Raw genomic sequence first — 22,915 nt, 5'->3', positions numbered from 1 at the left:
CGATGGGCCTCCCCGCGCACGCGACTCCGCCTGCCACGCGCCCGTCGCCGGCCGACGCCCGGCGCGACACCGATTTCGAGCGCTTCGTCGCGCTGCTCGCGCGCGCCGAGAAGGCCGCGCTGCGCGGCCTCGCGTTCGACGAGCTTCGCGAGCTGGGCCGACTCTACCGCCTCCTGTCGGCGCGCCTCGCGCGCGCGCGCAGCCGCGACGCCGACCCCGATGCGACCCGCGCGCTCAACGCCGCCCTCGTGCGCGGCTACACGCTGCTCTACGGACAGCGCCTCCACCGACGCTCGCTGCGCCCCTCGCTCGCCCGCGTCGCCGACGCCGTCGCGCGGAGCTTCGCCTATCAGATGGCGGCCTGGGCGCTCCTCGTGCTCGGCGCGGTCGCGGGCGCGGGCCTCGTCATCGAGCACCCGCCGTCGGCCGCCGCCTTCGTCCCGGCCTCGCTCGGCTACTCGCCCGAGCGCGTCGAGCTCCTCGCGACCTCCGCCGCGGCGCGCGCCGAGATGCTCGCGCGCGACGCCACGCCCGCTTCGCACAACGCCTTGTTCGGCACCTACCTGCTCGCGAACAACACGCGCGTCGGCCTGCTGTCGCTCGCGGTCGGCGTGCTCGGCGGCATCCCGACGGCGCTGCTCCAGCTCTACAACGGGCTCGTGCTCGGCGCGCTCGCCGGCATCTTCCTGCCCACCGAGTCGGCGCTCGCGTTCGCGCTCTGGGTCGGGCCGCACGGCGTTCCCGAGATCGAGGCCATCTGTCTGTGCGCGGCGGCCGGGCTGCAGCTCGGCTTCGCGCTGATCGCGCCCGGCCGCAAGCGCGTGCGCGAGGCGCTGCGCGACGCGGGCGACTCGGCACTCGCCCTGTTCGCGGTCGCCGTCCCGCTGCTCGTGCTCGCCGCGGTGGTCGAGAGCTTCGTGCGCGAGTCTGCGCTCGGCTCGGGCGCGCGCGCCTTCGTGCTCGTCGCCAACGCGGCGCTCGTCGCGGCCATCCTGCTCGGCTCGCACCGCGTCGCGCGCGCCCGCGCGGGCGCGATCGACACGAGCTGGCTCGCCGCGCAGCGCTCTACGATCCGAAGCGCAGCGCCAGGTAGCGGTTGAGCACCGGGGCGACGACCTGCTCGGGCGGCAGGTCGATCGTCTGCACGCCCTGGTGGCGCAGCCGCGCGAGCGCGGTCTCGCGGTCGCGCAGCAGATCGTCGATGGCGATGCGCCGGTGCATCGCGTGGTCGGTGCCGCGCTCGTCGCGCTCCGCCGGCGCGGCGTCGAGCTCCGCGTAGATCGGGTCGCGCAGCGCGACGAGCAGCGCGCGGTGGCGGCGCGCGAGCGCGACGAGCGGCGCCTGGAAGCGCGGCGCATCGGCCTCGACGAAGTCGGTGAGGACGACGACGAGCGCGCGCTGCCGCTGGCGCGCGCCGAGCGCGCGCACGAGCTCCGCGTGGTCGGCCTCGACGAGCCGCGGCTGCGCGTGCGCGAGCGCGCGCTGCAGGGCGCCGAGCGCGCCGCGGTGCGCGCGCGGCGCCACGAACCCGCGCACGCTCTCGTCGAACAGCGCGACGCCCACGCGGTCGCCGTGCACGAGCGCCGTGTACGCGAGCGCGAGCGCCGCGTCGACGGCCCAGTCGAGCTTCGTGCGATCGCCGCACGCGGCGGCCATGAGCCGGCTCGCGTCGACCGCGATCACGACGCGGTGGCTGCGCTCGTGGCGGTGCAGGCGCGTCATGAGCCGCCCGCGGCGCGCGGTCGCCTTCCAGTCGACGTGGCGCGGATCGTCGCCGGGGACGTACTCGCGCAGCGCCTCGAAGTCGCTCCCCTCCCCGCGCTTTCGCACGGGCCGGATGCCGAGGGCCGCGAGCGCGCGGCGGGCGTCGAGCGCCTCGGAGCGCGGCAGCTTCGTCGTGTCGGGGCCGACGTCGAGGAGCGCGCCGCGCGCGCCTTCGACGCGCCGCGTCCACAGCCCGAGCGGCGAGTGCACGAGCACGACGGGAGCGCCGAGCTCGCGCAGGCCGCGCACCGTCGGAACGACGTCGACCTCGATCTCGATCTCCGCGTCCGGCGCGAGGTGCAGCGGGCCGGCGTGCGGATCGGTCGGCGCGACGTCGCGCGGGAGCTCGTCGACCACCTCGATCGCGAGCGAGCGCGCGGCACGGCTGCGCACGACGAGCGCGAGCCGCGCCGGCCGCCGCACGAGCGCGCGCGCGGGCAGCGCGCGCGCGACCTCGGGAGGCGGCGCGGCCGCGAGCTGCGCGAGGTCGAAGAGCGCGATCGCGGCGAGCGCAGCGCCGCCGATCGCGAGCACGCCGACGAGCGGCGGCGCGAAGATCGCGCCGAGGGCGACGCCGCACGCGGCGAGCGCGCACGCCGCGAGGCGCGCGCTCGGGAAGAGCTTCACCGCGGCACCGTCACGCTCGAGAGGTTCGCGCGCAGCGCCTCGTCGGGCGTCGTGCCGTCGACCTCGGCCGCGGCGTCGAGCAGGACGCGGTGCCGCAGCGTCGGCAGGTGCACCTGCTGCACGTCTTCGGGAATCGCGAAGTCGCGCCCCTCGAGCGCCGCGTTCGCCTTCGCGGCGCGCAGCAGCAGCACGCCCGCGCGCGGCGACGCGCCGAGCTCGAAGCGCGCATCGTCGCGCGTCGCGCGCACGAGGTCGGCGACGTAGCGGAGCACCTCGTCGCGCACGATCACGCGGCGCACCGCGTCGCGCAGCCGCGCGAGCTCGCCGGCGTCGAGGACGGGAGCGACGGCCGCCTCCGCGGCCCCGCCGCCCGCCCCACCCGCGTGGTGGCGCGCGAGCAGCGCGACCTCCTCGTCCTCGCCCGGGTAGCCGACCACCACCTTGAACAGGAAGCGGTCGAGCTCCGCCTCGGGCAGCGGGTACGTCCCCTCCTGCTCCACCGGGTTCTGCGTCGCGAACACGGTGAAGTACGGGCCGAGGTCGTGCCGCACGCCGTCGACGGTCGCCGCGCGCTCCTGCATCGCCTCGAGCAGCGCGGCCTGCGTCTTCGCGGGCGCGCGGTTGATCTCGTCCGCGAGCAGCACGTCGGTGAACAGCGGCCCGGGCCGGAAGCGCAGGTCGCCGGCCGCCTGCTGCAGCACCGACGTCCCGATCACGTCGGCCGGCATCAGGTCGGCCGTGAACTGCACGCGCCCGAAGCGCAGCGCGAGCGCGTTCGCGAGCGTGCGCACGAGCAGCGTCTTCGCGACGCCCGGCACGCCCTCGAAGAGGGCGTGGCCCTCGCAGAGCAGCGTCGCGAACGCGAGCCGGACGGGCTCGTCCTGCCCGACGATCACGCGGCCCACGGCCTCGCGCACGCGCGCGAAGGCATCCTGCACGGCGCGCGTGTCGGCGCCGGCCGTCGGCGTCGCGGGTCCGGTCGTCGCATCGGTCGTCATCGACTCACCTCTCCTACGAGCGCGTCGAGCGCGCGGGCGACGCGGCGCACGCGCCCGGGGCTCGGGTCGGCATCGCTCGCCGCGAGCATGCGGAAGTGTGCGGGGTCGACGCGCGGGTGCGCGCGCACGATCTCGAGCACGCGCTCGGGCGGCGTCTCGTGCGGGAGACGCAGCGCGCGCTGCAGCCGCCGGAGCGACAGCTCGCGGTAGCGCGCGAGCACGCGCGCGCGGTCGCCGCTGCGCGCGTACAGCAGCGCGAGCGAGTCGACGAACGCGTCGACGGTCGGCGCCGCGCGCGGCGGGTCGACGAGCGCGCGGCGCGGCAGCGCGTGCGCGCGCCAGACGAGCAGCGCGAGCACGAGCGCCGTGCCCGCGAACACCGGCGCGGCGCGCGAGCGCGCGAGCGTCGCGACGGCCGACGACGACGCGGCGTGGCCGTGCTCGCGCTCGTCGATGCGCGGCACGCCGTAGGCGTCGACGAGGTCGAAGAGGAGCGGCGCGTTGTCGCCCGTCGCGAGCGCGCCGTTGCGCGCGATGCCGGCGTCGGCGACGAGCGCGACGCGGCCCGCTCCGACCGCGCGCTCGAGCACGAAGGGCCGGCCGTCGACCGACGCCGCCACGTCCCACGCGCCGGCCGCCTCGAAGCTCGCGATGCCGACGTCGAAGAGCACGCGCGCGCGCGGCGCGATGCGGCCCGACACGAACTGCTCGCGCTTCTCGGCCGCGAACGCGTCGCCCATCCACTCGCGCAGCCGCGCGTCGAGGTCGGCGACCGCGTGGACCGACGCGTCGCGGTCGACGCCGTCGACCCAGCGCCGCGGCACCGCCACGCCTGCGATGCGCGCGCGGCCGAGGCAGGCGAGCGACTCCGCGGGAAGGAAGAGCACCGCGGTGCCGCCGCGTCGCACCCACGGCACGGGGTCCCACGGACGCGCTCGCTCGTCCTCGCCCTGCGCGGAGGCGAGCAGCGCGCACGCGTCGAACGGCGCGATCCACCAGACGGTCGCGCCCTCGGGCAGCGCAGCCGGCGCGGCGAAGCTGCGCTCGACCGGAACGCCCGCCTCGCGCAGCACGTCGTAGGCGGCGCGCTGTCCCCACGACGGAAGCCCGTAGGTGTCGGCGCCGCGCTCGCGCGGCGCGCGCGCGCTCCAGAGCGTCCCGACGAAGAGCATCGCGAGCAGCGCGACGGCGAGCGAGATGCGCGCGCGCGACGTCATGCGTTCGCGCCCGTCATGCCGCGCGCCCGACGCGCGCGAGCCCCTCGACGCGCGCGAGCGTGCGGCGCGAATCCTGGTAGAGGCCGACGCGCTCCGCGCGATCGCGGAACCATGTGCGCTCGACCTCGCGGATCTGCTCGACGAGATCGCCGCGCAGCGAGCTCGACAGGCTCGTCGCGCGCGCGATGCGCGCGCACAGCACGCGGTTCGGCTCGTGCCGGCGCAGGTCGAGGTGCCCGCGCTCGACGAGCATCTGCACGCTCGCGAGCTGCAGCACGCGCGCCGCGGCGAGGTAGTGCCCGTCGCGCGCGAGCGCCTCGGCGCGCGCGCGCGGGTCGTCGGGCGCCGCGGCGGGCGACGCCCCGTCCGGGCTCGCCGCCGAAGCGCGCACGGCGAGCCGGATCGTGTAGACGACGTGCGCGATCAGCAGGAGCGCGACGAGCGAGAGCCCGCCGACGATCGACCAGTAGAGGACGGGCGAGCCGTCGTGCAGCGCGGGCACGCCCTCGAACCAGTCCCGCAGCCAGCGCAGCACCGCGAGCTCCGCATCGCTCGCCGTGCTGCGGTACTGCGCGAACTCGGGCCGCTCGAGCACGCGCGCGGAGAGCGCGCGCAGCTCCGCGTCCGAGGGGCGGGCGGCCGCGAGCGCGGCGTGCGCGGTAGAGGCCGCACCCGCCGCGTCAGGCAACGCGGGCCTCGACGACGCCGGCGAGGTGGTCGAGGTCGAACGCCTCCTTGCGGCAGCGCGCGTCGAAGTAGAAGACGAGCATCACGGCGCTCTGGAACGCGGCGTAGATCGCCTGCGCGACCGACTGCGCGATGGCGCCGCCGAGCGGGCTCGCGAGCGCGAACAGACCGAGCGCGACGGCGACGACGGAGTAGAGGAGGCCGACCACGATCATCAGGCCGAAGCCGCGCAGGAAGTTGCCGCGCATGAGCTCGCGGCTGCGACCCATCGCCCGGCCCGCGTACACGCGCTCGACCACGACGACCGGCACGAGGAGCATGAACGCGAAGACGAGATAGATGCCCGGCACGATCAGGAGCACGAAGCCGGCCAGCATCGCGAGCGAGGCCAGGAGCTGCGTGCCGAGGAGCGGGAGCACGATCGCGAGCGCCGCGCGCAGCGCGGCGCCGACGCTCGTCGAGCGCCCGACGTACAGCTCGGCGAGCGCGTGGATCGTCGCCGCCCCCACGATCGGCATCGCGACGAGCGCGAGCAGCAGGAACGCCACGCCGCTCGCGAGCTGCGCGGTCGCCGGGTCGTTCCCGATCGCCCACAGCCCGACGTTGAGCGGCAGCGTTCCGGCGAGGCCGATCCCGAGCAGGAGCCCGACGTGGTCGCGCAGCAGACGGAATCCGGTGTCGAGGATCTCGCCGAAGGCCATCGCGCGGATCTCGTAGGTCATCGTTCCGGTTCCTCCTCTGCGGGGTGGGCGTTCCCGACGCCGACGCGAACGCGAAGGCGAACGTGAGCGCCCTCGTCGCGACGAGCGCGGCTGGAGTAGGATGCGGCCCTTCGACCTCCGGCGGCGCGTCGATTCTGGCAGCTTGCTAGGCCGGCGTCGAGACGACACCGGCGCGGAGGGGCGCGGGAGAGGAGCCCGATGCGACCGCAGCCCGCCCCGAGCGCGCGCCGCGCGCCCCGCACCGCCGGGCTCGCCCTCGCGCTCGCCCTCGCCGCGGCCACCGCCGCGCGCGCCGCCGAGCTCGCGACGAGCCACGTCGTTCCCGGCGGCACGCGGCCGTTCGCGGTCGCCGTCGCTCCCCCGCCCGGCCCGACCTTCGCGCACACGCTGTCGGTCGCGGACGTGCGCGTCGACCGCGCCGCGCTGCGCGGCGTCCTCCACCGCGACGTCGACGCGAAGCTCGTCGACGGCACGCTGCGCGTGCGGCACGCGTTCGAGCGGCGTGCGCTCGGCGGGCGCTTCGAGCTCGAGGCCGCGCTCGCCTACGGATGGATCGAGCTCGGCGCGCGGCGCCCCTTCCCGCCGTCGACCGCGCTCGTCGCGGTGCGCGACGATCGCTTCGACCTCGGCGACCTCTCGTTCACGCCGCTCTCCTACTACTGGAATCGCGGGCGCGTGCACGTCCACCTCGCGCACGCGATCACGGCGCCGACGGGCGGCTACGACGCGCGCCGCCAGCTCGACGTCGGCCGCAACCACTGGAGCTTCGACACGACGCTCGCGGGCACGTTCTTCAACGAGCGCAGCGGGAGCGAGGTGTCGGGCGCGATCGGCTGGATGACGAACACCGAGAACCGCGCCACGCGCTTCGACTCGGGCGACGAGCTGCACGTCGACGCGATGCTGAACCAGTGGCTGGCGACGAACTTCGCGGTCGGCGCGCACGGCTACTTCGCGCTCCAGACCGGGCCCGACGACATCGCGGGCCGCTCCACGCGCGGCCTCGTCGGGCGCGCGGTCGGCGTCGGCGCCGCCGCGCAGTGGGCGCCCGACGTCTTCGACCGCCGCCTCACGTTCACCGCGCGCTGGCTGCACGACGTCGCGTCCGACGACCGGCTCGACGGCGAGCGCGTCACGTTCACGATCGCGTTCGCGCCGCGCGCGCGCGTGCGCTGAGGAGGGGACGATGGGCGACGCACCGGACGATCGACGCGAGCGCGGCGCGCTCTCGCGGCGCGCGTTCCTCGCGACGGCCGCGACGGCCGCGGGCGCGCTCGGCGCCAGCGCCTGCGCGACGGGCGCCGCCGGCGGCGCAGCGAGCGAAGGCGAGCACGGCGCCGACGGCGAGCGCTGGGACGAGGAGACGGACGTCGTCGTGGTCGGCGCCGGCACCGGCGTCTGCGGCGCGCTCGCCGCGGCGACGGGCGGCGCGCGCGTCCTCGTGCTCGAGAAGCGCGCGGGCCCGGGCGGCAACACGGCGATGTCGGGCGGCGTCGCGTGGATCCCGAACAACCACTGCATGGCGGCGGCCGGCATCGCCGACTCGCGCGAGAACGCGCTCACCTATCTCCGCAAGCTCCGCCTCGACCAGGCCGACGACGCGCTGCTCGAGGCCTTCGTGGATGCCGCGCCCGAGATGGCGCGCTTCGTCGAGGCGACGACGTCGATCCGCTGGCGCGTCTCGACGATCATGGGCAAGGCCGCCGACTATCATCCGGAGTGGCCGGGCGGCGTGCGCCGCGGCCGCAGCATCGAGCCCACGGTCGATGCGCCCGGCATGTACGGCCTGCACCTCGTCTCCGCGCTCGTCGCGGGCGCGACCGCGGCCGGCGCCGAGCTGCGCACGCGCACGCCCGTCGAGCGGCTCGTCACGCGCGACGCGCCCGACGGCGCGCGCGAGGTGCGAGGCGTCGTCGCGCTGCGCGACGGCGCGCCGTGGCGCATCCGCGCGCGGCGCGGCGTGCTGCTCGCGGCCGGCGGCTTCGACTGGAACTTCGACATGAAGCGCCACTTCCTGCGCGGCATGAGCCCCTTCCCGCTCGGCTCGCCCGGCAACACCGGCGACGGCGTGCGCATGGCCATGCAGGCGGGCGCCGACCTGCGCAACATGAACGAGGCCTGGGGCATGACCGTGTACGCCGCCGAGGCGCGCGCGAACCAGGCGCGCGGCATCGGCCCGTCGCTCTCGGCCGAGGTCGAGAAGCGCGCGGCCGGCTCGATCGTCGTCAACCGCTACGGCGAACGCTTCGCGAACGAGGCGGGCGACTACGACTCGACCTGGCGCACCTACTTCAGCTGGGAGAACTGGGGCGAGCTCGCGCAGCGCAACCTGCCCGCGTTCGCGCTCTTCGACGCGCGCGTGCGGCGCGACGCGACGATCGCCGGCCGACGCGCCGGCGAGCCGCTCCCCGACTGGGTGGTCGAGGCGCCCACCCTCGCCGCGCTCGCCGCGAAGCTCGGCATCGACGCCCCCGCGCTCGAGGCCACCGTCCGCGCGTTCAACCGCCACGCGCGCGACGGCCGCGACCCGCGCTTCCACCGCGGCGAGAGCCACTACGACCGCTTCGGCGAGGACGACGTCCGCGGCGTCCTCGGCCCGCTCGCCGAGCCGCCCTTCTACGGCGCCGAGCTCGCCGTGGGCGACATCGGCACCTGCGGCGGCCCCCGCGTCGACCCCCGCGCCCGCGTCCTCGACCCGTTCGGCCGCTGGATCCGCGGCCTCTATGCTTCCGGCAACAACGCGGGCATCGGCAGCCCGGGCGCGAGCTACGGCGGCGGCGGCGGCACCATCGGCCCCGCCCTCACCTTCGCCTACCTGGCCGGCCGCGAGCTCGGGAGCACCCCATGACCGGAGCCGAACGCGAGAGCTACGTCGTCGCCGTCGCCTTCATCCTCGCCGCCTTCCTCTACATGCGCGTCCGCCGCGCCCTCGAACGCCACCTCGACGGCCGCGACGCCGCGAGCAGCACCGGCGACGAGCCCACCGCAGAACGCTAGGCGGCGACGGCGCGCGGCTCCGAAGATCCTCAGAAGCCGAGGATCCGCATCTTGCGCGCGACGCTTCCCGGGTCGCCGGGAATCGGCTCGATGACGAGCCTCGGCTTGTATTCATCGGGGTACTTGTTGCGGACGTTGACCAGTTGCGCCTCGGAACCAATCACCCACGTATCTTCATCGAACGCGTGAGCGATGGGAGGGACCGTCTGTCCTCTCGGAGGCCTCGGCGTCACGAGGATCAGAGTCACCTGCGCGCCCGACATCACGACGTGCACCTCGAACCGGACTTCCGAGTCCTGAACCATCCACAGACTCTGGATCGGGAGCGGCGGTGAATTGTTCGCCGCTGCGTACTCGAGGGACAGCTGGATGGCATGCATGTAGGCAGCACGCACGATGCTTTCGCTCTGCGCCGCGATCTCGTCCACCCACCAGTCCGATCCGAAGATGTCGTCGGTGACGTGTTCTTTGTCGCTCGCCACGGCAAGACTCGTAGCGAGTCCGATGTCGAACAAGGTGCCACCGGCCTTCAGATCGGCGAGGCGGGCCTCCATTCGCGCTTTGAGGTCCACGCCCAGATCGGGCGCGAGATACTTGCTCACCTGGGTGAAGAAGCGGCCACTCGAAACCGTGTTCATGCCGCCCGTTTGCACCCTCATGTCACCGTCGCTCATCGATCTTCCTCCTTCGCGCTGTCGCGTTCATTCCATTCTCGTCGTGCCTAACGTTCCAGGAACTCCCGCAGGCGTGCGGCGCGCTCGGAGAGGAGCGAGTCGCAGGCGTGCAGGAGGGACACGGGTTCGCGCGCGAGGAGCTCGGCGGCGCGGGGGCGGTCGCCGGGGGCGTCGCGCGAGACGAGCATGCGGGCGCGGTCGAGGCAGGTGCGGGCGAGCTCGAAGGGCGCGCGCTCGCGGGTGGCGATGAGCTCGGCGTTGGCGAAGGCGCGCTCGGCGGCGTCCCAGTCGGCGCGCGCGGTGGCGGCGACGCCGAGGATGCGCGGCACGAAGAAGGGCCAGCCGCTCGAGAAGACGAAGCCGTGCGCGCGGGCGAGTGCGAGCGCGCGCTCGACGGGCGGCGTCGCGGTCGGCGCGCCGGCGAGGTCGGCGAGCTCGAGGCGCAGGCAGAGGTCGGGCACGAGGATCCAGTCGAAGGACTCGACGCCGTCGAGCTCGGCGCCGGTGCCGAGCTGCGCGACGTCGACGTCGGGACGCTCGCCGGCGAGCGCGTCGACGAGCCAGCGGTAGCGGCGCGCGAACGCCGGGAAGGCGCCCGGGTCGGCGAAGATCTCGCCCGGCGTCTCGAGCGCGCGGATCGCCGCGTGCGCGTCCGCCCAGCGCCCGGCCTGCGCGCGGCCGAGCGCGAGCGTGGGCATGAGCAGCGCGGCCGACCACGGGTAGCGCGAGCGCAGCGCGAGCTCGAGGGCGCGCGCGCCCACCTCTTCGGCGCGCGCGAGGTCGCCGCGCACGACGTGCCGGCCCACCTCGGCCGCGAGCGAGAGCGAGGCGTCGCCCGCGTGCAGCGTCGTGCGGTTGATCGCGTCGGCCGCGGCCGCGCGCTCCTCGGCGGCCGCGAGGTCGCCCGTGTTCACGAGCAGCGTCGCCGCGCGCTGGTGGCACATCTCCATGCCCACGAGGTCGCCCGCGCGCCGCGCGTGCGCGCACCCCTCGTCGTAGACGGCGATCGCGCCGCGCACGTCGAGCCGCTGCAGGTGCGCGAGCGCGCAGTTGAGCGCGAGGTCGGCCGCGAGCACGTCGTCGCCGACGCGCTCCGAGACGGCGAGCGCGCGCGCAGCGCGCCGTTCGCCGCGCTCGGCGTCGTGCGCCACGAAGTACGCCTCGGCGAGCGTGCCGCACACGCTCGCCTCGATGCGCGCGTCGAGCCCTTCGACGCGCTCGAGCAGCGCCTCGATCTCGGCGACGTCGGGGTGGAGCTGGCCGAACGGCACCTTCTGGAACTGCATGGCCGCGTGCGCGCCGTCGGAGAGCGTGTGCAGGAGCTGCGCGGGTGTGCCCGCCGTTCGCATGAGCGCGACGGCGCGCGCGAACGCGTCGGTCGCGGGGCCCGGGTCGGCGCGCAGGTGGTGGACGCGGCCCGCGCGCCGGTAGAGGTCGCCGGCCCGCGCGGCGTCGCCGAGCGCTTCGGCGGCGCGCGCGGCCGCCGCATAACGTCGCCCCGCCTCGCCCCACGCGCAGCTCGCCTGCGCGATCTCGGCGGCGCGCACGGCCACGCGCAGCAGGCGCTCGGGCTCGCAGAAGTCGCCCGCGAGCTCGAGGTGCGCGGCGACGCGCGGCGCCGCCTCGACCCCCTCGCGCTCGCAGCGCTTCGCGATGCGGTCGGCGAGCTCGACGTGGATGCGCTCGCTCGGCGGGCCGTCGTCGAGCGCGCGCAGCGCGCTGCGCACGATCGGGTGCGCGAACGCGAGCCGCCCGTCGCCCGCGACGACGAGGTCGAGCCGCAGGGCCTCGCGCAGCGCCGCCTCGACGGCGTCGAGCGGCTCCGACGCGAGCTCGGCGAGCTCGGCCGCGTCGATCTCCATGCCGTCGTGCGCGGCGAGCCGCAGCAGCGCGCGCGCCTCCGCGGGGAGGCCGTGCGCGCGCGCCGCCGCGCTCGCCTCGACGTCGGGCGGGAGCGTGAGACGCTCGGCCGGCAGCGCGCTCGCGAGGAAGCCGCCGCGCTCGACGAGCGCGCCCGTGCGCGCGAGGTGCCGCGCGAGGTCGGCGACGAAGAGCGGATTGCCGCCGCTCTCGGCGACGAGCAGCGACACGAGCTGCTCGGACGCGCGCGCGTGGCCCTGCAGCTCGAGCAGCTCGTGCACGCCCGACGCGTCGAGCACGCCGACGTCGATCGCGTGCGCCGCGGCCGCCGTGTCCTCGGCGAAGCGCGCGAACGGCGAGCCGGGCTCGGGCGGCCGGTGCGCGGCCGCGATCGCGAACGCGTGCGCGCGCGGCGCGCGCGAGAGCAGGTCGAGCAGGTAGGCCGCGAGGTCGAGCGACGCGGTGTCGGCCCAGTGCAGGTCGTCGAGTGCGAGCAGCAGGCCGCGCTCGGCGGCGAGCAGGTCGAGGAAGCGCGCGACCGCGGCGAAGAGCAGCGCGCGCTCGGTCGGCGCCGTGTGGAGCGCGGGCTCGACGCGCGCATCGCCGAGCAGGCGGCGCACGCGCGCCGCGTCGCCGCCGTCGAGCTCGCCGATGCGCGCCGACCACGGCGCGAGCGCGCGCGCGAACGGCGCGAACGCCTCGGAGGGGCCCTCGTTCGCCCGCCCGCGCGCGACGACGTGCCCGCGCGCGGCGGCCTCGACGGCGAGCTCGTCGAGCAGCCGGGTCTTGCCGATGCCGCCCGCGCCCGCGATGCGGATCGCCCCGCCCGCGCGCGCCGCGGCTTCGGGCGGCTCGTCGACGACCGCGCGTGCGCTCCGCGCCGCGAGCCGGTCGAGCAGCGCGAGCGCCGCGCGGCGCTCGGCGACGCGACCGACCCAGCGCCCCGCCTCGCGCGCGCGCGCGTCGCCGCCGAGCGCGCGGTCGAGCCGCTCTCCCCGCTCGATGGCGCCGGCCGTGCGCTCGTTCGCAGCGGGCTCCGCCGCGCGCAGGCCGTCGAGCGCGAGCCGCACGTCGCGCGCCGACGCCGGCCGCGCGGCGGCGTCCTTCGCCAGGAGGCGCGCGACGAGGTCGACGAGCGCCGGCGGCGCGCCCGCGCGCGCGAGCGGGGCGAGGTCGGGCGCGCGCAGCTGCTGGCGCGCGAGCGTCTCGCGCACCGAGCTCGCCGCGAACGGCGGCGCGCCCGTCGCCAGCTCGAACAGCAGGCACCCGACGCCGTAGAGGTCCGTCGACGCGCCCGCACTCGCGAGCCGCATCGCCTCGGGCGCGAGGTAGTCGGGGCTCCCGGCGAGCGCATCGACGCGCGTCGCCGCGACGTCGCCCGCGAGCCCGAAGTCGACGAGCAGCGCGCGTCCGTCGGCGCCGAGCAGCACGTTGCGCGGCTGCACGTCGCCGTGGCGCAGCCCGCTCGCGTGCGCGTGCTCGAGCGCGCGGCAGACCTGCGCGCCGATCGCGAGCGTCTCGGCGAGCGGGAGCCCGCCCGTTGCGCGCGCGAGCCGCGCCGCGAGCGTGCCGCCGGGCGCGTACTCCATCGCGATCGCGACGCCGTCGCCGACTTCGACGACGTCGTAGATCGACGCGATGCCCGGGTGGCCGCCGAGCCGCGCGAGCGCGCGCGCCTCGTCGAGGCCCGCCGTGCGCTCGCCGTCGCGCAGCACGGCGAGCGCGACGTCGCGCTCGAGCGCGGTGTCGCGCGCGAGCCAGACGGACTTCTGCGCGCCGCGGCCGAGCGGGCGCACGACGCGGTAGCGCGGGGCGAGCGCGTCGAGGAGCGCGCGTTCGCGTGCGTCGTCGCGCGTCATGGCGTGCGCGCATCCCCGCGCGCGTCCCCGCTCGTGGTGACGCGCGGCCGCGCCGCCCAGTCTTCGCGCGTCATCGGCGAGCCGCCGAAGGCGACGAGGTCGGCCACCGCGAACGGCTCGCCCGCGCGGCCGAGCGAGGGCGCGAAGCCGGGCGCGTCGAAGAGCGAGTCCTCGGCCGACGCGATCGCGTCGACGAGCGCGTGCGCGACGAGCCGCCCGCCGACCGGGCCGAGCCGCAGGCCGTCGCACTCCTCGGCGGCCTCGCGCAGCACGTAGAGGAGGAGCGGCTCGTCACCCGGGCGCGCGGGCTCGCCGAGCGCGCGCGCCACCGCCTGGCCCGACGGCAGCCCGCGCGCGACGCCCTCGCGCAGCACGCGGTAGGGAAGGTGGCGCTCGGCGTCGCTCCAGTGCGGGCCGGGCACGCGCTTCAGCGGGCGCGCGAGCGCCGCGTCGATGCGCATCGCGGGCTGCGGCAGCGAGCCGCGCCACGCGACGAAGCGGTCCCACTGCACGGCCCAGCCGGGCGGGAGCTCGCGCCCGCCCTCGAGGCTCGACGCGAGCGAGAGCTCGCGGAACAGGCGCAGCGGCTCGGGCATCGCGTCCGACAGCGCGTAGTGCTTCGCGACGAGCGCGTGCACGAACGCGAGCGCACCGTGCGCGACCGCGTCGATCGACGCCGGCGTGTACACCGGTGCGATGGCCGCGCGCTCGACCGCCGCCCCGACCGCGTCGCCCGAGCAGAGCTTCGGGAGCAGGTCGCGCAGCACGACGTGCTGTGCGTGCAGGCGCAGCGCGCGCCGCGCCTCCTCGAAGCTCGCGCCGCGGTCGACGAGTGCGTTGTGCGTGCGGAGGAGCGCGAGGTGGAGCTGGGCCGTCAGGATCGATTCGTCCGAGCGCGGGTCGGCGACGAGCGCCGTGCGGCGCTGCTCGAAGTCGCTGCGGAACCGGCCGCCCTGCGAGGCGTCGCCGTTGCGCGGGAGGTCCTCCTCGCCGGCGCGCGTCCAGTCGAGCGCGAAGCGCCGCGCGTCGGCTCGCGTATATAGATAGGGCTGGCGGCGCGGGCCTGCGCCGTAGAGCACGCCGAGGTCGAGCGCCGGGCGCGCAGTGCGCGAGCCTCCGGCGTGCGCGGGCAGCCCGAAGGCGCCGTCGAGGTCGCGCACGACGAGCTCCGCGAAGAGCGCCTCGCCCGCAGAGAGCGTCGGGTGCGGGCGCTGGTCGCGCGACAGCATCTCCTGGGCGAGGCCGAGGAGCTCGAGCTCGACGTGCTCGCGCGCCGCGTCGGGCGCGCGCCACGGTGCGAGCGCACCGGCGTCGTCCGCGTGCGCGAGCGCGGCCCGGAAGCTCGGCATCCCGTCGATCCTCCGACTTCCCCGGTGCCGCCGCACCGCGCCCTCTCGCGCGCTCGCGTGACTCGCGCGCGCTACGACGTCCGCTTCAGGTCGAACCGCTTGATGAGCTTGTGCACGTACTGGCGCGCGAGGTCGAGGCGGCGCGCCGTCTCGGCGATGCTCCACTCCGTGTCCTCGAGCGTGCGGCGCACGAGCTCGCGCTGGAACTCGCGCGTCGCCGACTGGAACGACTGGAACGCCGCGAAGGCGGGGTCGCCACCCGCGCCGCCCGCCGACGACGCGAGCGCCGAAGCCGGCGCGCGCGCCGGGAACAGGTGCGCCGCCTCGACCTCGCCGAGGCCGGCGAGCGCGGCCTGGATCGCACCCGCCTCGACCGCGTGCGCGAGCTGCCGGACGTTGCCCGGCCACTCGGCCGTCTCGACCTCCGCGAGCGCACCCGGCGAGAGGCGCAGGAACGGGAGCCCGTTTCGCTCGCACGCCTCGCGGCAGAAGTGCTGCGCGAGCTCGCGCACGTCGTCGCGCCGCTCGGCGAGGCTCGGAACGCGCAGCGGCACGACCTGCAGCCGGTACAGCAGATCCTGCCGGAAGCGGCCCCGCTCGACGCGCTCCTCGAGGTCGGCGTTCGTGGCGGTGACGATGCGGACGTCCGCGCTGCGCGGCGTCGACGCGCCGAGCGGATAGTAGGCGCGCGACTGGAAGAACTGCAGGAGCTTCGCCTGCGCGGCGAGCGGCAGCTCGGCCACCTCGTCGAGGAAGAGCGTCCCGTGCTCGGCCGCCTCGATCTTGCCGACGACCGGGCGCCCCGCCGTCGAGTGGCCGCCGCGCGCCGCCCCGAAGAGCTCGTTCTCGATCAGCGTCTCGGGCAGCGCCGCGCAGTTGAGCTCGACGAACGGGTGGCGCGCGCGCGGGCTCTCGTCGTGGATGGCGCGCGCGAGCTGGCTCTTGCCGACGCCCGAGTCGCCCGTCAGCAGGATGGTGACGTCGAGCCGCGCGAGGTTCGCGGCCTGCTGCACGGTGGCGGCGATCGCCGCGCTGCGCCCGACGATGCCCGCGAAGCGCCGCTGCGCGCGCAGCTCGGCGAGCGGGTCGGCCGTGGCCTCGGCCTCGCGCCGCGCGAGCAGCCGGTCGGCGAACGGCGCGACGCGCGCGCCGAGCAGCTCGACCCGCGCGCGGTCGCGCTCGTCGAACTGGTCGGCCGAGTCGGCCTGGAGGTAGACGACGCCGAGCGGCGCCGCGTCGCCGATCGGCGCGCACAGCACCGAGGCGATCGCGCCCGCGCGCACGCTGCCGCGGTCGCGGAAGCGCTCGTCGACGGCGGCCGAGCGCGTCAGCACCGTTCGCCCCGTCGCGATCGCCTCGGCGATGATGCCCGTCGAGACGTGGGCGCGCAGCTCGGCCACCTCGTCCGCGGCGTAGCCGTGCGCCACGCTCCAGGCCGGGTCGCCCTCGCGATCGCGCAGCTCGATGTAGCCGTGCTGCGCGCCCGTGATCTCGACGACGAGCGCGAGCGTCTCCTCGAGGAACCGGTCGAGGTCGTCCGCCGCACCGAGGGACAGCAGGCGCAGGTAGAAGTCGCGCTCCTGCCGCACGACATCGGCGCCGGGGCCGACCGTCTCGTCGCCCGCACTCGCGGACGCGCGAGCACCCGCGTCCGCGACGGATTCACCGGGAGCACGCCGCATCCAGCGCATCATACACGCCGCTCCCCTTGCATAACGTGCAGAGAACGCGGCGACTCCGAGTCCGGCGCCGCGACGTCCCCCGGCCCCCGCGGCCTAGCGAGTGCCAGCCGGGCGGGAGCCCCGTGGCGATGTGCAACCCCGGTGCCACACGCCCCGCACGCCGTCGGAACGCCGTGGCCCCCACGTGGGACTTTCGCCGTCGCCGATCGGCGACGTATTCACCCCCGTCACGTCATCGATTGGCGACACTGCGACCGCCGCGAGGCCGCACCGCGTCCCTCGCGCGTGGCACGTGCGTTGCACTGCGACGGGAACACGAAGAGTTGGCCCCGCTCCGTCGCTCCTCTCGGCGGTCATTCGTACCCGGCGGCACCGAGAGGGGCGGCGGAGCACTTCGCAGAGTGCTCGTCGCCATCGCCCGCGACGAGCGGGTGGGCCACGCCCTCGAAGACGGTTCCCCAGATCGGAATGTCCGCGAGACGCTCCGGGTCGACCTCGTACGGGTCTTCTGCGAGCACGGTGAAGTCGGCGCGCTTGCCCGGCGCGATGCTGCCGATCTCGTCTTCCATGCGAAGGAGACGCGCGCCGCCGATCGTGATGGCGCGCATCGCGCCCTCGAGTGACAGTGCTTCGTCCGCGCCCGCGACGCGGCCCTCGGCCGTGCGCCGCGTGACGGCCACCTGCGCGAGGCGAAGCGGCTGCGCGGGCGCCATCGTGAAGTCCGAGTGGAGCGAGACCGAGACGCCCGCGCGTTCGAGCGAGCCGAGCCGCACCAGCTCGGCCGCGCGCTCGGGCCCGAGGCCCTCGCGCGCATACAGATCGGCGAGCGCCCATACGTAGAACGGGTTCGCGCTCACGACCGCGCCGAGGCGCGCGATGCGCTCCACCTGGTCGGGGCGCGCATAGCCGAAGTGGTGGAGCGCGAAGCGGTGGTCGTCGCGCGGCGTCTCGCGCTGCGCGGCCTCGAGCGCATCGAGGGCGGCGTCGACGCCCGCGTCGCCGTTCGCGTGCACGTGGATCTGCAGGCCGGCCCGCCAGTAGGCGCGCACCGCGGCGCGGAGCGCGGCGGGCTCCATCAGCCACTCGCCCTCGTGCCCGTCGAGGTAGCCCGGCGGACCGAGCTGCATGAGCTGCGAGAAGAACGCGCCGTCGGCGAAGAGCTTCACCGCGTCGTCGCGGAAGCGCAGGCGCCCGGTGTCGCGCGCTGCGAAGCCGCGCACGAGCTCGACGACGGCCTCGTGGCTCGAGCGCGCCGCGAGCGCGCGAGCGTCCGCGAGCAGCACGGTCCGGAAGGGCGTGTCGGCGCGGTTCCAGGCCGAGAGCCGCAGCGCGAGCGTCTCGCGCGAGAGGTCGAGCGAGCCGAACGCGCCGTCGCCGACGGTGGTGATGCCACCCGCGTGCAGCACGTCGCGCGCCTCGGCGAGCGCGCCGAAATAGCGTCGCGGTGCGAGCAGCCGCGGGAACAGCCGCGGCGCGACCGCCGCGAGCCCGTTCTCGTAGAAGCGGCCCGCCTCGACGTCGGCCTGCGGCGTGCTCGCGAGCGCGGCGCGCGCGTCGTCCCCCAGCAGGCCCAACGCCTCGAGCGCCGCCGTGTTCAGGCGGATCTCGTGGAACGAGCGGTGCCAGACGACGATCGGGCGCGTGCGCGAGACGGCGTCGAGATCGGCGCGCGTGAGCTCGCCGTGGAAGAGATGGTGGTAGCCCCAGGTCCAGAGCCATTCGGGCTCGGGCGGCGCGCGGTGCAGGCGTGCGCTGCGCGCGCGGCGAAGCCGCGCGCCGTGCGTCGGGCCGGCGCCGACCGCGCGCGCCGTGGCCCGCGCGTCGCGCGCCGCGAGCTCGCGCTCGTGCGCGCGGAGCGCAGCGAGATAGGCCTCGCGCCCGCGCGTGCGCGGCACCTCGCGGCCCGGCAGGTGCCACTCGTGCGGCGTGATGAAGTGCATGGGCAGGAGCACGCCCGCGATGTACGGGTGCAGGTGCGGCTCGACGAAGCCCGGCAGCAGCACGTGACGCTCGAAGCGCCGGTCGACGGCCCAGCGTCGGCCCGCCTGCGCGAGCGCGCGCTCGACCTCCTCGAGCGACCCGACGGCCGCGATGCGCCCGCGATCGACGGCCACCGCCGTGGCCTCCGGCTGCGCCGCCTCCATCGTGTGGACGCGCCGCGCGACGTAGACGCGCACGGGCCGCGGCCACGCGCCGTCGCGCAGGCCGGGCAGCGCGCCTTCGAGCGACGCGGGCAGCGGAGGCGCGAGCGCGCATGCGCTCGCTGCGAGCGCGAGCGCGCAGGCACTCGCAAGCATGCGCGTCGGCGCGAGGCGCGTCAGCGCGAAGCGCGCCGCCAGTAGCCCGCTTCGGCCCCGCACTCGCTCGAAGTCCAATTTCCTGGGTGCCTCACCTAGCGAGCATCGCGCTCGGCCGGAGAGCCGCGCAGCGCCACACTCGACCCCAGCACGGCGAGAGCGACCGCGAGCGCGGCCCACACCGCGGCCGGCAGCACGGGCACCGCCGGCAGCGGCGCGACGTCGAGCCTCACGTCGTCGAAGTCGACCTCGATGCCGCTCACGCCCGGGACTTCCGGAAGGTTGCGCGTGACGAGCCGGATGCCGAGCGGCTGGCCGAGCTGCGCGTGCGACGCATCGGTCGTGAGCTGCACCATCGCCGGCTCGAAGATGCCCTCGGCGGGCGAGACACTCGTCGTGTCCTCGGCGACGACGACGCCGCCCGCGAGCAGCTGGAGGCGGTAGCCCGGGAAGCCGTCGAGGTCGAAGAAGCCGAAGGTCGAGTACGGCGGGAGCAGCGCCGTACCGCTCGCGATGTTGCCGACCCAGGCCGAGAGCGTGTACACGCGATCGGCCTCCAGGTTCGCGCCCAACGTCTGCTCGACGCCGTACTCCTGGCCGCCCGCGTCCCCGTCCATGTAGAGCAGGACGACGTTGTCGCCCTCCGGCGCGCCCGCCGGGAAGTAGGCCGGGTTCGGCGCGTAGTCGGCCGCCGTGCCGGGGTTCAGCACGCCGATGAACTCGCCGCCGGCCGGCGCGCCGAGCGCGTAGTACGACGTCCAGCCCGCGGGAGCCGGACCGACCGGGAAGGTTCCGGTCGGCACGTCGCCGCCGTACTCGGGCGGAAGGTTGCTGCCGAGGTAGAGCGCCTCGAAGCCCGCGTTCGCGACGGCGACGGGCTCGGCGAACGCGGCGCCGCTGCTCGCGACCAGCGCGAGTGCGGCGAAGGCGGACGCGGAGCGGCTCGGAGTGCGCGCGCTCATGATCGCGCGGGCCTCGTTGCGGCGTCGGCCGCCGGCCTCGTCACGCCGTCGGCCGCCGGCCTCGTCAGATCGTCGGCCGCCGGCCTCGTCAGATCGTCGGCCGCGGGCCGACTCACGCAGATCGCCGAGAAGCCGCCTCCCGGGCTGCGCAGGTTCGTCACCTGGCCTTCGTAGATGCGCGCGCCGAGCATCAGCACGCGGTCGCGGTAGGCGTAGGCGCGGACGTCGAACTTCATCGCGCGGCGGCCCTCGAGCGTGTCGACCGCGACGACGCCCGGCGACGCATAGCGTTGCGCGACGTAGCCCGGCTCGGCGGCGATCTCGGCGAGCTTCGCGCGCGTGAGCTTGTCGCCGCGGTAGACCGCGCGGCTCCCGAACGCCGCGGCAGGCTTGAACACCCACTGCCGGCGCTCGCGCCACGCGCGCTCGGCGCCGAGCGCCTCGAACGGCGTCGTCTCGGGGACGACCGCCGCCAGGAAGCCCGCGTCGTCGTCGGTCGCGCCGAGCGCGGCGAGCCGCTCGCGCGACGAGAAGACCGCGAGCCGCCGCTTGTCCGCGAGCAGGAAGTGCTCGCGCGGCGCGGGCGTGACGACGACCTCGTTCGCGAGGTAGGCGTCGCGAAGCGCGCGCGCGCGCGGGCTCGCGAGCGCGAAGTCGCAGTCGCGCAGGTAGACGAGGTCGACCGGCCAGCGGCCGGCGTCGAGGGCGACGCCCGCGCCGCCCGTCGAGGGCGCGAGCTCGCGCGTGTCCGCGATGCGCGCCTCGATGCCCGCGCGCGCGAAGAGCGCGCGGAAGAGCTCGAACTCCGGGGCCAGGAACTGCCGCTCCGGCACCTCGTCGACGATCGCCACGCGCTCGAGCCGCTTCGGCGCGAGCCCCGCCGCCGCGCGCGCGGCCGCGTGCTCGTCCTCGAACGTCGCGACGATGTCGCGCTCGAGGTCGGCCACCGGCATCAGGTGCGCGCACAGGCAGCCGAGGCGCTCCGGGTCGACGAGCGAGGCCGTGTGCAGGCCGTTCAGCAGCGCACCGCCCGCGTTCGTGTTCACCTCGATGAGCCGCGGGCCCTCGGGCGTCACGTGGAAGTCGTAGCCCATGAAGACGCCGAAGTTGCCCGGCTCGTGGGCCGTCACCGGGCCCGCCTCGGGCGCGACGAGCGCGCGATAGGCGTCCGTGTGCGCGAGCCCGAAGAGCAGGCGCACCGTGCGCGCGATCGTCTCGAAGTGCTCGTGCGCGAGTGCGATGACGGTCGAGCCCGCGTACGGGATCGCCGGCGCCTCGCCGGCCGCGGCGTTGCTCATCGCGCCCTCGCCTAACGTCCCGGCACGAAGCGCTTCACGATCGGCCGCGTCCAGACCGATTGCGCGAACGGGTCGAGCCAGCGGTACAGCCGCCCCGACACCACCACCGCCTCGCCGCGGTCGCAGCCCTCGATGCCCTCGCGCACGACCGTCTCCGCGTCGTACCACAGCAGGTCGGACGACTTCGCCTTCATCTCGCCCATGCCCGCCGTCTCGTGGAACTCCGTGTGCACGAAGCCCGGGCAGAGCGCCGACACCTGCACGCCCGTCCCCCGCAGCGACAGCTCGAGCTCTTCGCTCATCGCGATCACGTACGCCTTCGACGGCCCGTAGTTCGCGCCGGCCGGCCGCGAGATGCGCCCCGCCACCGAGGCCACGTTCACCACGCGCCCCCGCCCGCGCTCGACCATCGGCGGAATGAACCGATGGCACATGCTCGCCACCGAGATCATCATCAGCTCGAAGAACGCGCACTGCGCGTCCCAGTCCTTCTCCTCGAGCAGCTTCGGCCCCGCCACGCCCGCGTTGTTCACGAGCCAATCGATCGCGAGGCCCTTCTCCTTCGCGTGCGCCTCGATCGCCGCCGGCGCCTCGCGCAGCGACAGATCCGCCGCGAACACGTGCGCCTCGACCCGATGCTCCTTCGCCAGCTCGTCCGCCAACGCCGCGAGCCGCTCGGCCCGCCGCGCGACGAGCAACACGTCGCACCCCCGCGCCGCGAGCTGACGCGCGAACTCCGCACCGAGGCCGGACGAAGCACCCGTGACGAGAGCAGTGGGCATGGCATGACTCCTGGAATGGGCGCGCGGCGGGAGGCTACCGGAACGGGAGGCGGGGGGCGTGGGTGGGGGAATGGCTGGGGGAATGGATGGGCGGGGCGGCGCGAGCGAGCGCTCTCCCAGCGATTGGAGGGTTCAAGGCTGTCCCAGCCCAGCGGGCCCGGGGAGGAGCAGCCAGACCTAGACCGAATGATGAGACAGTCGTGCGTGGTGGGGCGGGAACGCGAATGACCACGACCGTGCTCATCCAGTCAGGAGCCTCTTCACGTCCCGCCGACGATGCAGCTCGGCCAGGTAGTCGGCAGCGCTCGATGCGATGGCCTTCTCGTCCTTGTTCGCGAGCTGCGGTTCCGCAGCGCGGAGAACGTGCTCGATTTCGCGCCACGTGATCACCGATGCTCCCTTGAAGTTCGCGACTCCGTCCGGCCGGTGCTTCAGCAGATCCTTTGGTAGGCCTGCCTTGCGCGAGTACTTCTCGACGCGACGGACGCCCTCCGGCGACCGCGAGCGATCCAGGACGAGGAGCGAGAAGTAGAAGTCGCGGGGCGCGGCGTGCCAGCTGCCGACGTCGATGTTTCGGATCACTTGATCGCGCTCGGCGTTCGCGGTCGTCTTCAAGCTGATGTCGCTCTTGAACTTCGCCTCGATGTACCAGACGAGCTCCTCGTTCTCGATCACGACGTCGATCTCGGAGGCGCCCTCGTCATTCTGATGCTCGCGGATTCCGGGAGGGGGCGAAGCGGATCGCCATAGATCGATGACCACGCCGCGCGACGGCAAGCCCACGGAGTGGCCGAAGCTCCGCTCGAACATCTCCTGAAACCACGCGCTCGGATCGAGCTTGGAGAGCGAGCGGAACACGTTCCAGGTGACGACGTCCTCGCTGTTCTCGGAACGCATGTGCTCGAGCTTCGATCCGCGCATCGAGAAAAAGACAGGGTCGTAGCGGTCGAGGATGAGGTTCTCGCGAAAGTGATCCTTCACCTCGACTCCCGACTTACTGCGAGGCACTCGTTTGCTCCCTCGTAAACTGGAGGTCAGTGCTGCCGCACGGCCGCATACTATGCCCGCCCAGATGCTCCCGTAATAGATCTCCGCTCGCGCCGAGAGGCCTGCCCCCGGCGGTCCTGCCACTTACTATCT

General features: G+C 75.3%; 18 protein-coding genes. 4 read left to right on the top strand and 14 right to left on the bottom strand.

Annotated elements, in window-relative coordinates:
• Positions 1-2 precede the first annotated feature (2 nt).
• A complete protein-coding gene (locus R3E88_10750) occupies positions 3-1,100 on the top strand; it encodes a stage II sporulation protein M (protein ID MEZ4216945.1) in 1,098 nt (365 codons plus the stop codon).
• Here R3E88_10750 and R3E88_10745 read toward each other — a convergent pair.
• From R3E88_10745 to R3E88_10725, 5 genes are read right to left on the bottom strand one after another with little or no spacing between them, the layout of a single operon-like run.
• Positions 1,066-2,391: a DUF58 domain-containing protein gene (locus R3E88_10745; protein ID MEZ4216944.1), complete on the bottom strand. Its 1,326-nt coding sequence runs from the start codon at positions 2,389-2,391 to the stop codon at positions 1,066-1,068. The genes R3E88_10750 and R3E88_10745 overlap by 35 nt on opposite strands.
• Positions 2,388-3,389: a MoxR family ATPase gene (locus R3E88_10740; protein MEZ4216943.1), complete on the bottom strand. Its 1,002-nt coding sequence runs from the start codon at positions 3,387-3,389 to the stop codon at positions 2,388-2,390. Before R3E88_10740 ends, R3E88_10745 begins: the two co-directional genes overlap by 4 nt.
• On the bottom strand, positions 3,386-4,606 hold the full coding sequence (locus R3E88_10735) for a DUF4350 domain-containing protein (GenBank protein ID MEZ4216942.1): 1,221 nt from the start codon (positions 4,604-4,606) through the stop codon (positions 3,386-3,388). The genes R3E88_10740 and R3E88_10735 overlap by 4 nt, the downstream gene beginning before the upstream one ends.
• Before the next feature lie 13 nt (positions 4,607-4,619).
• The gene (locus R3E88_10730; protein MEZ4216941.1) at positions 4,620-5,294 is read right to left on the bottom strand and encodes a hypothetical protein; all 675 of its coding nucleotides are present in this window, start codon (positions 5,292-5,294) and stop codon (positions 4,620-4,622) included.
• Positions 5,287-6,015, bottom strand: a complete 729-nt coding sequence (locus tag R3E88_10725; GenBank protein ID MEZ4216940.1) for a hypothetical protein — start codon at positions 6,013-6,015, stop codon at positions 5,287-5,289. The genes R3E88_10730 and R3E88_10725 overlap by 8 nt, the downstream gene beginning before the upstream one ends.
• 198 nt (positions 6,016-6,213) lie before the next feature.
• Here R3E88_10725 and R3E88_10720 point away from each other — a divergent pair, with 198 nt between their 5' ends.
• The 3 genes from R3E88_10720 to R3E88_10710 are packed head-to-tail and all read left to right on the top strand — an operon-like array spanning position 6,214 to position 9,012.
• Complete coding sequence (locus tag R3E88_10720) at positions 6,214-7,191, top strand: transporter (GenBank protein ID MEZ4216939.1); 978 nt, start codon at positions 6,214-6,216, stop codon at positions 7,189-7,191.
• A 10-nt stretch (positions 7,192-7,201) separates the two neighbouring features.
• Positions 7,202-8,863, top strand: coding sequence for an FAD-binding protein (locus R3E88_10715; protein ID MEZ4216938.1), 1,662 nt, complete (start codon positions 7,202-7,204; stop codon positions 8,861-8,863).
• Entirely contained in the window at positions 8,860-9,012 is a 153-nt protein-coding gene (locus tag R3E88_10710; GenBank protein ID MEZ4216937.1) for a hypothetical protein, read from the top strand. Before R3E88_10715 ends, R3E88_10710 begins: the two co-directional genes overlap by 4 nt.
• A 29-nt stretch (positions 9,013-9,041) precedes the next feature.
• Here the strand turns inward: R3E88_10710 and R3E88_10705 are convergent, their stop codons facing one another.
• The 9 genes from R3E88_10705 to R3E88_10665 form a co-directional block, all read right to left on the bottom strand.
• Complete coding sequence (locus tag R3E88_10705) at positions 9,042-9,686, bottom strand: hypothetical protein (protein ID MEZ4216936.1); 645 nt, start codon at positions 9,684-9,686, stop codon at positions 9,042-9,044.
• 47 nt (positions 9,687-9,733) lie between these two features.
• Entirely contained in the window at positions 9,734-13,405 is a 3,672-nt protein-coding gene (locus R3E88_10700; GenBank protein MEZ4216935.1) for a protein kinase, read from the bottom strand.
• Positions 13,402-14,754 carry a peroxidase family protein gene (locus R3E88_10695; GenBank protein MEZ4216934.1) on the bottom strand — a complete coding sequence of 451 codons (1,353 nt, stop codon included), beginning with the start codon at positions 14,752-14,754 and terminating at the stop codon, positions 13,402-13,404. The genes R3E88_10700 and R3E88_10695 overlap by 4 nt, the downstream gene beginning before the upstream one ends.
• 71 nt (positions 14,755-14,825) lie before the next feature.
• Positions 14,826-16,436 (bottom strand): sigma 54-interacting transcriptional regulator, encoded by a 1,611-nt coding sequence (locus R3E88_10690; protein MEZ4216933.1) that lies wholly within the window; start codon positions 16,434-16,436, stop codon positions 14,826-14,828.
• A gap of 353 nt (positions 16,437-16,789) precedes the next feature.
• Positions 16,790-18,733, bottom strand: a complete 1,944-nt coding sequence (locus R3E88_10685) for an amidohydrolase family protein (protein MEZ4216932.1) — start codon at positions 18,731-18,733, stop codon at positions 16,790-16,792.
• Positions 18,734-18,828: 95 nt separating this feature from the next.
• Positions 18,829-19,695: a hypothetical protein gene (locus tag R3E88_10680; GenBank protein ID MEZ4216931.1), complete on the bottom strand. Its 867-nt coding sequence runs from the start codon at positions 19,693-19,695 to the stop codon at positions 18,829-18,831.
• On the bottom strand, positions 19,692-20,993 hold the full coding sequence (locus R3E88_10675; protein MEZ4216930.1) for a hypothetical protein: 1,302 nt from the start codon (positions 20,991-20,993) through the stop codon (positions 19,692-19,694). The genes R3E88_10680 and R3E88_10675 overlap by 4 nt, the downstream gene beginning before the upstream one ends.
• A gap of 11 nt (positions 20,994-21,004) precedes the next feature.
• Positions 21,005-21,775 carry an SDR family oxidoreductase gene (locus R3E88_10670; protein ID MEZ4216929.1) on the bottom strand — a complete coding sequence of 257 codons (771 nt, stop codon included), beginning with the start codon at positions 21,773-21,775 and terminating at the stop codon, positions 21,005-21,007.
• 240 nt (positions 21,776-22,015) lie between these two features.
• Positions 22,016-22,756, bottom strand: coding sequence for a hypothetical protein (locus R3E88_10665; GenBank protein MEZ4216928.1), 741 nt, complete (start codon positions 22,754-22,756; stop codon positions 22,016-22,018).
• Positions 22,757-22,915: the final 159 nt, after the last annotated feature.

The sequence above is a fragment of the Myxococcota bacterium genome, assembly GCA_041389495.1.
Lineage (GTDB): Bacteria > Myxococcota_A > UBA9160 > UBA9160 > UBA4427 > JAWKRT01.
Note: the sequence above shows the minus strand (reverse complement) of the source record. Positions and strands in the feature narration are given on the sequence as shown.